This is a genomic window from Oceanospirillum beijerinckii DSM 7166, assembly GCF_000422425.1.
GTDB classification, from domain to species: Bacteria; Pseudomonadota; Gammaproteobacteria; order Pseudomonadales; family Halomonadaceae; genus Oceanospirillum; species Oceanospirillum beijerinckii.
Map to the genome: position 1 here is coordinate 88,188 of NZ_AULT01000009.1, position 14,944 is coordinate 103,131.

Annotated in this window: 14 protein-coding genes; 6 read left to right on the top strand and 8 right to left on the bottom strand. The window is 50.9% G+C overall.

Annotation, left to right across the window (positions count from 1 at the left end; genetic code table 11):
- Window positions 1–14 precede the first annotated feature (14 nt).
- Window positions 15–1,346: a deoxyguanosinetriphosphate triphosphohydrolase gene (locus H579_RS0103670; protein ID WP_425411333.1), complete on the top strand. Its 1,332-nt coding sequence runs from the start codon at window positions 15–17 to the stop codon at window positions 1,344–1,346.
- A gap of 207 nt (window positions 1,347–1,553) precedes the next feature.
- The gene (locus H579_RS0103675) at window positions 1,554–1,982 is read left to right on the top strand and encodes a PaaI family thioesterase (protein WP_036565239.1); all 429 of its coding nucleotides are present in this window, start codon (window positions 1,554–1,556) and stop codon (window positions 1,980–1,982) included.
- A gap of 206 nt (window positions 1,983–2,188) precedes the next feature.
- Here the strand turns inward: H579_RS0103675 and H579_RS0103680 are convergent, their stop codons facing one another.
- Window positions 2,189–2,587, bottom strand: coding sequence for a DUF423 domain-containing protein (locus tag H579_RS0103680; protein WP_157834549.1), 399 nt, complete (start codon window positions 2,585–2,587; stop codon window positions 2,189–2,191).
- A 120-nt stretch (window positions 2,588–2,707) separates the two neighbouring features.
- On the opposite strand from H579_RS0103680, the gene thiS reads away from it, so the two are divergent.
- The 3 genes from thiS (at window position 2,708) to trmB (ending at window position 4,562) form a co-directional block, all read left to right on the top strand.
- Window positions 2,708–2,908 carry a sulfur carrier protein ThiS gene (thiS, locus tag H579_RS0103685; RefSeq protein WP_028299557.1) on the top strand — a complete coding sequence of 67 codons (201 nt, stop codon included), beginning with the start codon at window positions 2,708–2,710 and terminating at the stop codon, window positions 2,906–2,908.
- A 70-nt stretch (window positions 2,909–2,978) separates the two neighbouring features.
- Window positions 2,979–3,761, top strand: coding sequence for a thiazole synthase (locus H579_RS0103690; RefSeq protein ID WP_028299558.1), 783 nt, complete (start codon window positions 2,979–2,981; stop codon window positions 3,759–3,761).
- A gap of 24 nt (window positions 3,762–3,785) precedes the next feature.
- Window positions 3,786–4,562 carry a tRNA (guanosine(46)-N7)-methyltransferase TrmB gene (gene trmB, locus H579_RS0103695; protein WP_051227278.1) on the top strand — a complete coding sequence of 259 codons (777 nt, stop codon included), beginning with the start codon at window positions 3,786–3,788 and terminating at the stop codon, window positions 4,560–4,562.
- A 103-nt stretch (window positions 4,563–4,665) separates the two neighbouring features.
- Here the strand turns inward: trmB and H579_RS0103700 are convergent, their stop codons facing one another.
- The 6 genes from H579_RS0103700 to ftsY all read right to left on the bottom strand — a co-directional run bounded on the left by H579_RS0103700 (window position 4,666) and on the right by ftsY (window position 13,485).
- Window positions 4,666–7,959, bottom strand: coding sequence for an efflux RND transporter permease subunit (locus H579_RS0103700; protein ID WP_028299560.1), 3,294 nt, complete (start codon window positions 7,957–7,959; stop codon window positions 4,666–4,668).
- Complete coding sequence (locus H579_RS0103705) at window positions 7,952–8,992, bottom strand: efflux RND transporter periplasmic adaptor subunit (protein ID WP_051227279.1); 1,041 nt, start codon at window positions 8,990–8,992, stop codon at window positions 7,952–7,954. Before H579_RS0103705 ends, H579_RS0103700 begins: the two co-directional genes overlap by 8 nt.
- 409 nt (window positions 8,993–9,401) lie before the next feature.
- Window positions 9,402–10,259, bottom strand: coding sequence for an RNA polymerase sigma factor RpoH (gene rpoH / locus H579_RS0103715; protein WP_028299563.1), 858 nt, complete (start codon window positions 10,257–10,259; stop codon window positions 9,402–9,404).
- A 158-nt stretch (window positions 10,260–10,417) separates the two neighbouring features.
- Window positions 10,418–11,482 (bottom strand): permease-like cell division protein FtsX, encoded by a 1,065-nt coding sequence (gene ftsX, locus H579_RS0103720; protein WP_028299564.1) that lies wholly within the window; start codon window positions 11,480–11,482, stop codon window positions 10,418–10,420.
- Window positions 11,479–12,147, bottom strand: a complete 669-nt coding sequence (gene ftsE, locus H579_RS0103725; RefSeq protein ID WP_028299565.1) for a cell division ATP-binding protein FtsE — start codon at window positions 12,145–12,147, stop codon at window positions 11,479–11,481. Before ftsE ends, ftsX begins: the two co-directional genes overlap by 4 nt.
- A gap of 33 nt (window positions 12,148–12,180) precedes the next feature.
- Complete coding sequence (ftsY, locus tag H579_RS0103730) at window positions 12,181–13,485, bottom strand: signal recognition particle-docking protein FtsY (RefSeq protein ID WP_028299566.1); 1,305 nt, start codon at window positions 13,483–13,485, stop codon at window positions 12,181–12,183.
- 154 nt (window positions 13,486–13,639) lie between these two features.
- Between ftsY and rsmD the strand changes: the two genes are divergently transcribed.
- On the top strand, window positions 13,640–14,257 hold the full coding sequence (gene rsmD, locus H579_RS0103735) for a 16S rRNA (guanine(966)-N(2))-methyltransferase RsmD (protein WP_028299567.1): 618 nt from the start codon (window positions 13,640–13,642) through the stop codon (window positions 14,255–14,257).
- Here rsmD and H579_RS0103740 read toward each other — a convergent pair.
- Window positions 14,245–14,886 (bottom strand): TetR/AcrR family transcriptional regulator, encoded by a 642-nt coding sequence (locus H579_RS0103740; RefSeq protein WP_036565241.1) that lies wholly within the window; start codon window positions 14,884–14,886, stop codon window positions 14,245–14,247. The two genes, rsmD and H579_RS0103740, sit on opposite strands and share 13 nt — an antisense overlap.
- Window positions 14,887–14,944: the final 58 nt, after the last annotated feature.

Below are 14,944 nucleotides of genomic sequence, written 5' to 3' on the forward strand. Positions count from 1 at the left end.
CCATGAACAAAATCATGAGCTGGCAGCAATTGCTGTCAGCAACCCGTCTTAAAGGACGCTCCCGTCACGCTTTGGACGATGTCGGGCGCTCACCCTTCCATAAAGACCATGATCGTGTGGTTTTTTCCGGCTCTTTTCGCCGTATGGGCCGTAAAACCCAGGTCCATCCCTTTGCTGAAAATGATCATATCCACAGTCGGTTGACCCATAGTCTGGAAGTGGGTTGTGTTGGTCGTAGCCTGGGTATGATGGTGGCTGAGCTGCTGCAGGATGATCTGCCTCTGAGTATTTCGGCTGCTGATCTGGGGGTGATCGTACAGAGTGCCTGCTTAGCCCATGATATTGGTAACCCCCCCTTTGGTCATGCCGGAGAATACGCCATTCGGGATTGGTTTCTGCAGGCGCAGAAACAGGGGCGTTTAACAGGACTGACAGAAGCGCAGAAAGCAGATTTGGTCACCTTTGAGGGTAACGCTCAGGGCTTTCGTATGGTGACTCAGGTGGAGTACAACCAGTTTGCCGGTGGTATGCGTTTGACTTATGCCACCTTGGGCACTTTCCTGAAATATCCCTGGACAGCGGGTCATGCGGATCGAAGTGGTAAGTTCAGCTGTTATCAGACCGAGCTTCCTTTGTTACAGGAAGCGGCTCATGGTTTAGGCCTGATCCAGTTGGAAGATCAACGCTGGTGTCGTCATCCGCTGGTGTATCTGGTGGAGGCTGCCGATGATCTCTGTTATGCGCTGTTAGACCTGGAAGATGGTCTGGAGATGGAGATCCTGCGCTATCACGAGGTTGAGCAGATCTTGTTACAGATTGTTGGTGGTGAGCCCATCGGTTATTCCGCCTTGTCTGGTGCCTCGAATCGACGGCGTATTGCAGCTCTGCGTGGTGCAGCGATGGAGCGTGTCGTTGCAGCAGTATCTGAGCAGTTTGTTCTGCATCAGGAAGAGTTGCTAAGCGGCAGTTTTGATCATGATCTGATCGATGCCTGTGAGCCGGATATTGCCCAGGGTGTGGCAGAGGCGAAACGTTTGGCCGAAGAGAGAATCTTTAATCATCCGCGTAAAGCGAAGTTAGAGATCGGAGCTTACACCACCTTAGGTGTGTTACTGGAATCCTTCTGTGGTGCGGTTGAAGAGCTGGATCAGCTCAGTCATGGCCAATCACTGGAGCAGCTGAGCTTTAAACATAAGCGGGTGTTGTCATTGATTGGTGAGAATATCCCAGGCCCTGAATGGAACCGCTATGAAGCCTACCGCCGGGTGTTGGATTTTATTGGCGGTATGACCGATAACTATGCGGTGGATCTGGCCCAGGAGATGGGTGGGCGGTTAAACGGTTAATCACCTTTTATAAAGCGTATTGGGTTAGACGCCGGGCGGTATGATTGAAATCCTCTGTATGCTAGCCAAGCTATTGTGAACATAGAGTCAGTTTGAACGCTGTTATTTGTGAGTGGCCTGAAGGCATACTGTGACTTCTTTTGATAAATAAGTCATAAATCAGCCTGAGAAGGGCGATAAAACAATAACAACAACGGAGATGGCTCTATGAACGCTTCCCTACCTGAGACCGTGATGACGGTCGAGCAGATCAATGAATTTCTGGATCGGGAGTTTCCCCAACATATTGGCCTGGTCACTAAGCTGGGTAAGAACACGGCACTGATGCGTCTGGATGTGGATGATGATCATCTGCGGCCCGGCGGTACGGTATCTGGCCCTACTATGATGGCGCTGGCAGATGTTTGTCTCTATGTCGCCATTCTGGCCCAAATTGGTCCAGTGGCTTTGGCTGTGACTACGAGTCTTAATATCAACTTTCTACGGAAACCTGAACCTGATAAGGCGATTCTTGCAGAGGCGAAGCTTTTAAAATTGGGCAAGCGTCTGGCGGTGGGGGAGATTACGATCTATTCCGAAGGCGAAGAAGAACCTGTGGCTCATGTCACGGCGACCTATTCGATTCCTCCCCGCTAAATAGGGGAAATGCTCCTGTTATCTGTCAGGTTTAGATTATTAGAAATGATCATACTGATCTGTTTTTGATCAAAAATCTATCAAGTTAGTAGAAGCTTACCGGCAGGATTGGTTGGGAGTTACTGTTGGTAAGCTGTCACTCTGCATGCTGAAGGAGAAGAGGAGGATGTTAGTGTCTGCTTTTCTCTTCTATTATTCGCTCTAAGTTAACGAAAGGTGGAGTGGTTGCTGTTGAGTTTATAGCTGATGCCCAGTAAGGCTAATAAAATCCAGCCCAATGCGGTGATCATACCACCCGCTGGGGTGATCATACCTGTGTTCAGTGCCAGCAGATGCTTACCATAAATCCCACCGCTAAAAGCTATCGTACCCAACAGAAAACATAGGCTGGGTAGCAGGGATAGGTAAGAGCGTTTAGCGCTGGCCAGTATTAAGCCAATAGCCATCACTATGCTGTTGATCTGCTGATAATAGACGGCGGTTTTCAGGCTGGAGAGTTGATCTGGCGTGAGCTGTTGCCCCAGACCATGGCTTAAACCCGCATCCATAAAGACACTGCTGGCCCCCAGTAATCCGACACAGCCCCAGAGTACAGTTTTTAACACGCAAATCTCCCCAATATCACCGCGCAAAATGATCTGAATCAGGTACAATATCCGGCTATTTCCAGGCATTATGCAACCTTTGATGCCCTCCATCATACACTGTTGGGAGCCGAATACGTCATGCAGATTCAATTGAATGGCGAAACCAAGACTGTTGAGGCTGGCAGTAGCCTGCTGCAATTGATTGAGCAGCTGGAGCTGACTGGCAAGCGTATCGCAGTGGAGATCAACGAGGATATTATTCCCCGTAGTGAACACGCAGACACCAGATTACAAGAAGGTGATCGAATCGAGATTGTACACGCGATTGGTGGTGGTTAATTCTCTACTAGGGCAGCGTTGATACACGATTACAGTCACTCTTATCGCAATTATTTAGGGTACTTGAGAGATGAAACAAGATGTTCTGACCATTGCTGGCAAAGACTATCACTCCCGTCTGCTGGTGGGCACAGGTAAATATAAAGATCTGGAAGAAACCGGTCTGGCGATTGAAGCCAGCGGTGCAGAAATTGTTACTGTAGCAGTACGTCGTACTAATATCGGTCAGAATGCCGACGAGCCAAACCTGCTGGATGTGATCTCACCGGACAAGTACACCATTTTGCCAAATACAGCCGGGTGTTACACTGCGGATGATGCGGTACGCACCTGTCGTCTGGCCCGTGAACTGCTGGATGGCCATAATCTGGTCAAGCTGGAAGTGCTGGGTGACCAGAAGACTCTGTACCCGGATATGGAAGAAACCCTGAAAGCCATGGATACCCTGGTAAGAGATGGTTTCGATGTGATGGTGTACTGTAACGATGACCCAATTGCAGCTAAGAAGCTGGAAGATATGGGTGCCTGTGCCATTATGCCACTGGGTTCTCTGATCGGCTCTGGTCTGGGTATTTTGAATCCGCACAATATCCGCATCATTATGGAAAGCGCCAATATCCCTGTACTGGTTGATGCCGGTGTGGGTACGGCGTCTGATGCCGCGATTGCGATGGAAATGGGCTGTGAAGCGGTACTGATGAACACGGCAATTGCTGCAGCCAAAGATCCTATTCTGATGGCGTCGGCGATGAAAAAAGCCATTGAAGCCGGTCGCGAAGCCTATCTGGCCGGTCGTATGCCACGTAAAAAGTATGCCAGCGCCTCTTCTCCGCTGGACGGTCTGATTGATTAATTTTTATACAGGTTAAACACGATAATGTCTGATTCCACCGATGCTCAGAACCTGAATCAGGATGCTGTAGAAGCAACTGAGACAGAAAACAGCCTTCCTGAGCAGGAGCAGAATGTGCCGGAAGAGCACAAACGCCGTATCCGTAGTTTTGTTCTGCGCACCGGACGTATGACTGCCGGTCAGCAGCGCGGTATGGATGAGTTCTGGCCAAAATGGGGCCTGACCCTTGATCAGGGCATGATTAACCCGGTTGAGGTGTTTGAGCGTGAAGCGCCGCTGGTACTGGAGATTGGTTTTGGTATGGGTGATTCTCTGCTGGAGCAGGCGAAAACCATGTCAGATCATAACTTTATCGGTATTGAGGTGCATACACCGGGTGTTGGTAGGCTGATGGCTGAAGCCGGTGATGCCGGTTTAACCAATCTGCGTGCCTATGAAGATGATGCCATTGAGATCCTGAAACAGTGTATCCCGGATGGCTCTCTGGATCTGCTGCAGCTGTTCTTCCCGGACCCCTGGCATAAAAAACGTCACCACAAGCGTCGTATCGTACAGGCTGAGTTTGCTCAGCTGGTGCGTCAGAAGCTGAAAGTGGGTGGGCGCTTCCATATGGCCACGGATTGGGAAAACTATGCCGAGCATATGGTTGAGGTAATGAAACAGGCAGACGGTTATGAAAACACCGCCACCGACGGTGATTACGTGCCACGTCCTGATTCTCGTCCGGTGACCAAGTTTGAGAAACGCGGTGAGCGTCTGGGCCACGGCGTATGGGATATTATCTATCGTCGTACCCACTAGATGATTGAGGCGGGCTTGGTTTAGTTTGCCGGATGTTGTATGAAGCCCTTGTCCATTCAATGGATAAGGGCTTCTTTTTGGGTTGGAGATAATCACTGCTGGATCAGGATTGATGGGTTTGATCCAGAGCCTTAATGCGACCCGGTGCAAAGGCGTAATACATGACCGGAATCACCAGCAGGGTTAACAGGGTTGAAACCGTTAAGCCAAAGATCAGAGCAATTGCCAGGCCGTTAAAGATAGGGTCGTCCAGAATAAACAGGGCGCCTATCATCGCCGCCAGTGCCGTCAGAATAATGGGCTTGGCCCGTACAGCACCGGACTGAATCACCGCCTGTTCAAAGGAGATACCTGCTCTGAGTTGCTGGTTGATAAAGTCCACCAGCAGAATGGAGTTACGCACAATAATCCCAGCCAGTGCGATCATGCCGATCATAGATGTCGCAGTAAACTGAGCGCCCAATAAGGCATGGCCCGGCATTACACCGATCATGGTCAGTGGAATTGGGGTCATAATGATCAGTGGAGCCCGGTAAGAGCGGAATTGCGCCACAACCAGCATATAGATCAGGATCATGCCCACACCGTAGGCGATGCCCATATCACGGAAGGTTTCGTAGGTGACCTGCCATTCACCGTCCCATTTCACTGAGGGAACCAGTGGCCATTGCGGTTGCTGAATAAAGTATTGCTCCAAAGGCAGATGCTCAAACAGCGGTTGCTGACCCAGCTGTCCAATCAGATCAAACATACCGTACAGAGGGCTATCTAAGTCTCCGGCCATATCGGCAGTAACAAAGGTCACCGGCAGCAGGTCTTTATGGTAAATAGTTTTATGCCATTCACTGGATTCCAATGTCACCAGCTCTGCCAAAGCGACCTGTTGACCGTTACGGTTGGCAATCTTCAGCGTCAATAGTTGCTGAAGATTGCTCTTGTCTGCTTCAGTCAGTTCCAGGCGAATCGGCAGGGCATACTTAACGTTGGCATTATGCAGATAGCTGACATCTTCCCCCCCCAGTGCTGTGCTGAGTGCAGACACTACGCTTTGCTGAGACACGCCCAGTTGCGCGGCTTTTTGACGATCAACTTTGAGCAGATAGCGCTGACTGGGGTGCTCCAGCATATCGTCAACATCGACGATACCCTCGGTCTGTTCCAAACGCTGACGTAGCGCTGTGGCGGTTTTAGCCATTAACCGTTCGTCAGCGGCATAGATCTCTGCTACCAGAGGGGCTATTACGGGTGGCCCTGGTGGAACCTCGACGACTTTAATATTGGCCTGATAGCGTTCGCCAATAGCCTGAAGCGGTTGGCGAATGGCCAGAGCGATCTCATGGCTTTTACGCTCCCGCTGACTCTTATCAACAAAGTTGACCTGAATATCACCGGCATGAGGTTCTTCACGCAGATAATACTGACGTACCAGACCGTTAAAATTGATCGGAGCTGCGGTACCCGCATAGGTCTGATAATGGGTAACTTCCGGCACCGTTTGCAGATATTCGCCCAGTTCCAGCAGGACTCGTTGGGTTTGTTCAACCGGTGTGCCTTCCGGCATATCCACTACAATTTGCACTTCGGATTTGTTATCAAACGGCAGCATTTTTAAGACTACCGCCAGGGTGGCTGGCAGTGCCGCAGCTGCCAGTGTTAGACCAATCACCACCAAACCCAGTAAGGCGCGCATTGGGCGACCTTTTTTACCTCTTAGGAAAGGATGCATCAATGCCTGGAAAAAACGCTGCATTGCGGGGCTGCCTGCTTCGTGATGCTCTGCTCCGGCATGACCGCTGTCATCATGGCCTGTGCCACTATGAGCTTGATGCTTCAGCAGCTTAAACGCCAGCCAAGGGGTAACAACAAAGGCAATGACCAACGAGATCAGCATGCCCATACTGGCATTGATGGGAATAGGGCTCATATACGGGCCCATTAGGCCGGTGACAAAGGCCATTGGCATCAGGGCGGCGATTACGGTAAAGGTAGCCAGAATGGTGGGGCCGCCCACTTCTTCAACGGCCAGTGGAATTGCTTCTTTCATGGGCTTGCCACCCATGGCAAGGTGCCGGTGGATATTCTCCACGACTACAATGGCATCATCGACCAGAATACCAATGGAGAAGATCAGGGCAAACAGGGAGACCCGGTTAAGGGTAAAGCCGTAAGCCCAGGAGGCAAACAGGGTGATCATCAGGGTGATAACAATCGCCAGGCCGACAATAATCGCCTGCCGCCAGCCCAGAGTTGCCAGCACCAGCAGCACTACTGAGCCGGTCGCAAACACCAGCTTTGAGATCAGGGTGTTGGATTTATTATTCGCGGTTTGACCGTAATCACGAGTGACTGTGACCTCAACGCCTTCTGGGATGGCGATATTTTTCAACTGTTCCAGACGCTGAGTGATATTACGCGTAATATCAATGGCGTTCTGGCCGGGCTGTTTGGCAATAGCCATGGTGACGGCAGGGTAGATTTCACCCTGTCCAGCTTGCCATTGTTCTCCACTCTGTCCATCTTTCGCAAAGGCGGGGCCTACGCCCATAAAGACACTTTGCTCCGGCGTATCAGCACCCAGACGTACATCGGCCACATCCTGCAGATAAACCGGGGCCCCTTGATTCAGACCCACTACCAGCTGGCGGACTTCCTGGATAGAGGTGAGGAACTCACCGGTTTGAATAGGAATCACCTGATTATGCTGAACGATACGGCTTTCGCTGCTGGCGATATTACTGGCTTGCAGTGCATGTCGCAGGTCATCCAGGCTGATGTTAAAGCCGGATAGACGAGCCGGGTCCAATTGCACGTGCACAACATTATCCGGTCCGCCCAGAGTATAGATATCCCGAGTGCCCTTGATGCGCTTCAGTTCCACTTCCAGATTGTGGGCGACTTTTTTCAGCTCATGGCTGCCCAGCTCAGGATTATCGGACCAGAGTGTCAGGCTCATAATGGGCACATCATCAATACCCATCGGCTTAACCAGTGGCGGTGCCACGCCCAGGTTTTGCGGCAACCAGTCCTGATGGGAGTCCACCTGGTTATACAGGCGGACAATGGCCTCCTGGCGGGTAATACCGACCTCAAACTGAACGGTCAGCACAGACATACCAGGACGGGAGACGGACATCACATGTTCAACGCCCTCTATTTCAGACATCACCTGTTCTGCGGGGGTTGAAACCAGCTGCTCGACCTCTTTTGGGGTGGCACCGGGAAAGGCGATAAAAATATTGGCGAAGGTAGCGTCAATCTGTGGCTCTTCTTCCTTGGGGGTAATCAGGATGGCCAGCAGACCCAGTAACATACCGACAATAGCCAGCAAGGGCGTAATCTCGGTGTTCTGAAATGCCCGTGCGGTTAACCCGGATATTCCCAGTTTTTGATCACGCATCACTTGGACTCCTTGCGGCATTAATCTGTTTCAAAGCCTGATTCGGGTCCAGTGCGATACGATCACCGGCTTGTAATCCAGATAAAATTTCGATCTTACCGGCGGCAGATGCACCTGTGCGTACCTGGCGAAGTTTTGGCTCACCCTGCTCATTCAGCAGATAAACGGCCCTCAGTTCGCTGCGGATAATCAGGGCTTGTTGTGGAATCATCAGGCTTTGCTCGCTGGCAACCGGAACGGAGACCTTTACCATCATGCCGGGATAGAGACCGGCCTGGCTTTTAGGCAGTTCGATGCGTACCTTAAAATTATGAGTTTGGGCGTCGGCGTAAGGGAATACGGTCAGATTCTTGGCTGGAATCACCTGGTTATCTGGCAAGAGGATTTCGGCCAGCTGATGTTGACGGACACCAGCGGCAAAGCGCTGGGGGAGATCCACATTAACCCTCAGATATTCCAGATCGATACCGCTCATCAGTAGTGAGCCTGGTGCCACGACTTCACCCAGCTCAATATGACGTTCAGTAACGACGCCCCCATAGGGGGCGATCACCTTGGTATAAGAGACCTGTTTCTCGGCTTCTTTTAAAGCAGCCATGGCTTGTCCGTAACTGGCTTTGGAGGCATCCAGATGGTTTTTGCTTTGATCATACTGAGATTGTGATGCCAGCTGTTTCTTGTAAATGCCCTGAATGCGTATAAAGCTCTGCTCTGCATCTTTGAGTGTCGCCTGAGCGGCCCGCGCGGCTGCCTGGACCTGTTCAAGTCTGGCTTGCTGTTCGCTATCGCTGATCTGCAGCAGAATAGCGCCTGGCTCGACTCTATCGTCAACGTCGTAATACACTGCACTGACAGTCCCTGCGGTCTGGGCCGCCACGGTGCTGCTGCGAATCGCTTCTACCGTGCCATCCAGAGTGATCGACTGGCTAACCGTTTCGGACTGCAGCGTGATGCTCTCTAGTGCCTGAGCGTTCGGGCTCAGCAGATAAATCAGGCTGATCGATAGCCAGGTTATCGGTTTACGCATAAACATAGCGGGCTCTCCACATCGCCTCTTAGGGCGTTTAAGTCGTGTAAATTTGAAATGCATTTATATTAGGTTATTCTAATTATAAAGACAAACGAATCTGGCTAAAAAGTAAACAGTCGGCTGATGTCGGTATAGGCTTCTGGGGCTTAAAATGTGGGCTAATACCATTCCCGATAAGTTTCTTAATATCAGAGTAGGTTGGATAAGCGAAGCGCCATCCGGCACTGGCTCTGATTATTGTCAGAAGGCGCCTTGCGGCTTTTCCGACCTGCAACAGCTTATCTGTTTTGGTATAAGGTTGGTGCTGGCTTTGAAAGAACCGTTTGATGAGAGGTCCAGGGGCAAAAACCAATAAAGGCTGCATAGAGCAGCCTTTATTGGTTGTGATCCTGAAATCCATTCGATATTCGAATTAGCGGGTTTCCATCATCTTCTTCACCTTATTCATGGCATTCTTTTCCAACTGGCGGATGCGCTCAGCGGAAACACCATAAATATCGGCTAATTCATGCAGTGTGGCTTTGCTATCGGTCAGCCAGCGCTTTTGCAGAATATCCCGGCTGCGATCATCCAGTTCGGCCATAGCGGACTGTAAGCGGGATGATGAATCGGCGGCCCAGTCAGAGTCTTCCAATTCGGTCGCTGGATTATATCTGTGATCTTCCAGATAGTAAGCCGGTGCTTGATAAGCCTGCTCATCATCGTCATCGCTGTAGCCGTCAAAAGCGGCATCGTGAGCACTTAAGCGGCTTTCCATCTGACGTACCGTTTGCGGTTTAACGTCCAGATCCTGTGCAATCGCTTCCACTTCTTCATTGTTTAACCAGCCCAAGCCTTTTTTAGCACTGCGCAGGTTGAAAAACAGTTTTCTCTGGGCCTTGGTGGTAGCCACTTTCACAATACGCCAGTTACGCAGCACGTATTCATGAATCTCCGCTTTGATCCAATGCACGGCAAAAGATACCAGGCGTACACCCACGTTCGGGTCAAAACGCTTAACGGCTTTCATCAAGCCAACGTTGCCTTCCTGAATCAGATCGGCTTGCGGTAAGCCATAACCGGAGTAGCTCTTGGCAATATGTACCACAAAGCGTAAGTGAGACAGTACCAACTCCCTGGCGGCATCTAAATCAGACTTCTCATGCAGGCGATGTGCAAGATCCTGCTCGCGCTCTACGGACAGTACCGGGAAGCTGTTAGCAACTTGAATGTAGGCATTCAAATCCTGACCGGGGGACAGGGAATCAATCGTTTGCAGGCTAGTATTCATATAACCTCTGAAAATCTGCTTATTCTGATCTTATCTGAGCGTGTTATACGCAATAAGTTCACATCAAGAGCAATTAATATAGATATTCCTGACTAATTTGCAAGGGGTTTGACTATAGCGTCATTGCCCACTGTATACAAATTGGGTAACAGGCTATCCTAGCGTGGTTCGATGTCACCCAGATGACGGCTTACCGCTAACCAGGCTCCCAGCCAGCCTAACAGAGTCGAGGTTAAGATAAGGAGAAGAGAATCACCTGCACCTAAACCAATCAGCTCAAAACTACTGGCATCGTAAGCACTGGCTAAGGCATTGACTGGATCTTCCAGCCATAACAGGCTGATATTAATGATCCACCAGGCCAGTAAGCCGCCACCTAAGCCGTACCAGATCCCCGTATAAAGGAAAGGGCGTCGGATAAAGGCATCGCTGCCGCCCACCAGTTTGACGATTACAATCTCATCGCGGCGACTCTCAATAGCCAGACGGATGGTATTTCCCACCACCAGCAATACGGCGATGCCCAATAGGATGGCCAGGGCACTTACGGCTCGTTGGCTAAGCTCCATGATATGGTAAAGGCGTTTGACCCAGTCCATATCCAGCTGTGCCTCTTCCACTTCTGGCATCTTATCTAATTCGGTAAACAAGGCTTCCTGCTGGTTTAGCAGGGTTAGGGTATTGGCAGGGCGTACCACGAGTACACTGGGTAAGGGATTATCATCGAGATAATCCAGCGCTTCACCAAAACCAGAGAACTGCTTAAATTCCTTCATCGCCTGATCTTTGGAAATATAAGCGACGCTGGCGATATCCGTGCGGGTTTCCAGATTCAGGCGCAAGGCCTGAGCCTGGGACTCGCTGACTTCCATCTTTAAAAACAGCGACACCTGTGCAGAGCCATCCCGGTTACTGGTCACCACCTGGGCGTTGCTTAAAAACAGATACAGCCCCGTAGGCAGTGCCAGTGCAATCGCCAGAACAGCCCAGGTCATCAGGCTGGAAAAAGGCGTGCGAATGACCCGCCACAGGCTATCAATGGCCATCATACGGTGATGGCGTAGCCAGCTGCGGGTTTTATTTCGGGTATTAATCTCCGATTGACTGGCCCCTTTGGCTACTGGCTGTTCCGGCTTTTTTTTGACCTGAGGCTGTGGACGGGCTGAAACACTGGCTCCGCGCGGGGTCACGCCACGATTATGGGGCTTGCCTACTTCGCTCATCGGTTTCCGCCCCCATTAATCAGGCTGCCCTCGCGCAGGGTCAGTACGCGTTTACCCATACGGGCGATCAGGTCAAGGTCGTGACTGGCGATCAATACGGTGACTTCACGCTCATTAAACTGTTCAAACAGATGCATAATCTCTGAGGACAGTTTGGGGTCCAGGTTACCGGTAGGCTCGTCCGCCAGAATAATGGGAGGCTTTTTCACTACAGCGCGGGCGATGCCGACACGTTGCTGCTCACCACCGGACAGCATAATCGGGTTTAGCTTCTCTTTTTTTAGCAGGCCTACTTTATCCAGCGCTGCCCGTACCCGGTTACCGATCATTTTGGGGTCAGCACCCTCAATCAGCAGAGGCAAAGCGACATTATCAAATACGCTGCGATCAAACAGCAGCTGGTGATTCTGGAATACCACACCGATATTGCGGCGCAGGGCAGGAATCTTGCTCTTTGACATCTTGGTCAGGTTTTCACCGTTCACGACCACCTGGCCGTTGGTGGCTTTTTCCATACGCATAATCAACTTCAGCAGAGTGCTTTTGCCAGCCCCGGAGTGACCGGTAAGAAAACACATTTCACCCTTGTTGATGGTAAGGTCCAGATGTTTCAGTGCTTCATAACCATTTTCATAGCGTTTGCTGACGTTTGTAAAATGGATCATGGCTTCCTGCGATACATTCATAAAAAAATCGGCTTATGACTCAGATTGATCAAACAGAGCGTTGGTAAACTGGTCGGCATCAAATGGACGCAGGTCATCCACCTGCTCACCGACACCGATAAAGCGGATCGGAATTTCCATCTGTTTAGCCAGCGCAAATACGATACCACCCTTCGCGGTGCCGTCCAGTTTGGTTAGGGTAATACCGGTCAGACCCACGGCTTCATTAAACAGAGAAGCTTGAGACAGTGCATTCTGACCTGTACCCGCATCCACCACCAGCATCACCTCATGGGGCGCCTCGACGTCGAGCTTTTTCATCACACGGGTGACTTTTTTCAGCTCTTCCATCAGGTTGCTCTTGTTCTGTAAGCGACCTGCGGTATCGGCGATCAGAATATCCGCATTACGGGCTTTTGCTGCCTGAATGGCATCAAAGATTACGGAGGCACTGTCAGCGCCGGTATGCTGCGCAATCACGGGCACCTGATTACGTTCACCCCACACCTGTAACTGTTCTACTGCTGCGGCACGGAAGGTATCACCGGCGGCCAGCATGACGCTCTTGCCTTCGCTTTGGAATTTCTTCGCCAGCTTACCAATGGTCGTTGTTTTACCCACGCCGTTAACGCCCACCATCAGAATGACGTATGGCGAGGCTTGGTTCGGAATCTCCAGCGGTTTATTCGCGGGTTCCAGCATGGCGCGCAGCTCTTCTTTCAGGGCCTCGTACAGGGCCTGAGCATCTGCCAGCTGCTTGCGTTGTACGCGTTCGGTCAGGCGTTCGATAATGTCAGAGGTGGCTTCAACACCGATATCCGCTACCAGCAGTTGGGTTTCGATCTCTTCCAGCAGGTCATCATCAATCTGCTTTTTACCCAGAAACAGGCTGGCCAGACCTTCGGTCAGATTCGCACGGGTACGACCCAGACCGGCTTTAATACGGGAGAAGAAACCTTTCTTCTTCGGCTTTTCCTGTACTTCCGGCTGAGGTGCTGCCACCGGAACGGGGGCAGGCGTCGGCTCAGGTTGAGTAGCCTGTGTGGACTCTGCTTTCGGCTCGTCAATAACCGTTGGCTCAGGCGTTACTTGAGTTTCAACGACGGGGTCCCGGACTTCAGGCGCTGTCAATTCAGCTGCTTGAGTTTCAACCGTTGTATTATCAACCGTTTCAGCCATAGGCGTTATTTGTGTGTCAGTGTCTTGGCTGACAGGTGCAGGGCTCTGTTCAGAGCGCTCAACGGCGGTTTCTTCCGCCTGCTCGATAGCCTGGGTCTCAGTGACCTGAGCTTCAGGCTGTTCTGCTTTTTTCTTTTTACGTTTGAATAAGCCAAACATGAGATAGATTCTGTGTCTTTGATGTTAGAAATAGGCGCCTATCCTACCACTTGTCGCCCACGGGGGGTACAATCCTCAGCGCATTGGCCCTCTAAGGGCCAGATTTCCCTGATATAACGCAGTGATCTGCGCTTCAATGTAAGATTTGTAGCATATGGCCAGAGTGAAACGACAGAAAAATAATCCAGCTAAGGCTGCTTCTGCCTCCGGTGGTCGTAACCAGCTTCGTATTATTGCCGGTGAATGGCGTGGGCGTAAACTGCCTTTCCCTGATGGCCAGGGTCTGAGACCGACGGGGGATCGTCTGCGTGAAACCCTATTTAACTGGTTGTCTTTTTCCATTTATGGCTCACGGGTGTTGGATCTGTTTGCCGGTAGTGGTGCTTTGGGCTTAGAAGCGCTGTCCCGTGGAGCTAAACACGCTACGTTTTTGGATACTCACCTCGGTGTGATTCGTCAGATGCAGGAAAATCTGGCTACGTTGCGCTGTGATCAGGCTGAAGTGTTACAGGCGGATGCGCTGCAGTGGTTGCAACATAATCCTGGTAAGGAGTTCGATCTGGTGTTTCTGGATCCACCGTTTGGTCAGGAGATGTTGATCACGGCATGTCAGCAGTTAGAAACAGAAGGTTGGCTGGCAGAGTCTGCTTATATCTATCTTGAAGCGGAAAAGGGGCTGCAACTGACACAGCTACCGGCAAACTGGCAGCTGTGTAAGGAGAAACAGACAGGACAGGTGTCCTGTTGTTTATATCAGCGTCAGGCCGGTTGAAGCTGACTTAGAGTCTGGCGTGTTAGTGTGCGTGTCTCTTCGGATAGATAAGGCATCTCCAGGCTGATCAGTTGTTTCAGCACTTCAAACAGGTGCTCCTGGCGAATATCTTCTTCGGCAATACCCCGGGCGGTGCGCAGATAACTACCCCAGCCGGTCAGTACCAGCCAGATATTCAATGCGAGGGGGGGAATTTCCTCTTCAGAAATTTGCATAATATTTGCGTCACGTAGACGGCGGATAATATTGCTGGCCTGAGCGATGCCCGTTTCGGCAATATTCTGATATCTCTGATGCAATTCCTCATCATTGGCCAACATGCCCACCAGGTCACGATGTAGGAAGCGATAATCCCAGAATACCTGGAGCAGCTTTTCTAGTAGCTGTGCCTGGTCTTGAAGGGTAACGGGCCGGTCTTGCGGTAGTTCAAACAGGACCGCCAAGGCTTGTTCATACTGGTCGAATATCCGAGCAATAATGTCGGATTTATTTCGATAGTGGTAATATAGATTGCCGGGAGAGATTTTGAGGTGGGCGGCAATATGGTTGGTGGTGATTTTGCGCTCGCCATGGGTGTTAAACAGCTCCAGAGCGGCGTGCACAATCCGGTCTTTGGTTTTTACAGTCATAGTCTCGGGTTTCGCACTCAATCGAATTTTCAGAAGACAGCTTTTTTGTTTGTTGTTT

Bases quoted from the DNA above. Each gene is read 5' to 3' on its own strand.
- H579_RS0103670 (WP_425411333.1), top strand. From the start codon at position 15: ATGAGCTGGCAGCAATTGCTGTCAGCAACCCGTCTTAAAGGACGCTCC.
- H579_RS0103675 (WP_036565239.1), top strand. From the start codon at position 1,554: ATGAACGCTTCCCTACCTGAGACCGTGATGACGGTCGAGCAGATCAAT.
- thiS (WP_028299557.1), top strand. From the start codon at position 2,708: ATGCAGATTCAATTGAATGGCGAAACCAAGACTGTTGAGGCTGGCAGT.
- H579_RS0103690 (WP_028299558.1), top strand. From the start codon at position 2,979: ATGAAACAAGATGTTCTGACCATTGCTGGCAAAGACTATCACTCCCGT.
- trmB (WP_051227278.1), top strand. From the start codon at position 3,786: ATGTCTGATTCCACCGATGCTCAGAACCTGAATCAGGATGCTGTAGAA.
- H579_RS0103700 (WP_028299560.1), bottom strand. From the start codon at position 7,959: ATGCGTGATCAAAAACTGGGAATATCCGGGTTAACCGCACGGGCATTT.
- H579_RS0103705 (WP_051227279.1), bottom strand. From the start codon at position 8,992: ATGTTTATGCGTAAACCGATAACCTGGCTATCGATCAGCCTGATTTAT.
- rpoH (WP_028299563.1), bottom strand. From the start codon at position 10,259: ATGAATACTAGCCTGCAAACGATTGATTCCCTGTCCCCCGGTCAGGAT.
- ftsX (WP_028299564.1), bottom strand. From the start codon at position 11,482: ATGAGCGAAGTAGGCAAGCCCCATAATCGTGGCGTGACCCCGCGCGGA.
- ftsE (WP_028299565.1), bottom strand. From the start codon at position 12,147: ATGATCCATTTTACAAACGTCAGCAAACGCTATGAAAATGGTTATGAA.
- ftsY (WP_028299566.1), bottom strand. From the start codon at position 13,485: ATGTTTGGCTTATTCAAACGTAAAAAGAAAAAAGCAGAACAGCCTGAA.
- rsmD (WP_028299567.1), top strand. From the start codon at position 13,640: ATGGCCAGAGTGAAACGACAGAAAAATAATCCAGCTAAGGCTGCTTCT.
- H579_RS0103740 (WP_036565241.1), bottom strand. From the start codon at position 14,886: ATGACTGTAAAAACCAAAGACCGGATTGTGCACGCCGCTCTGGAGCTG.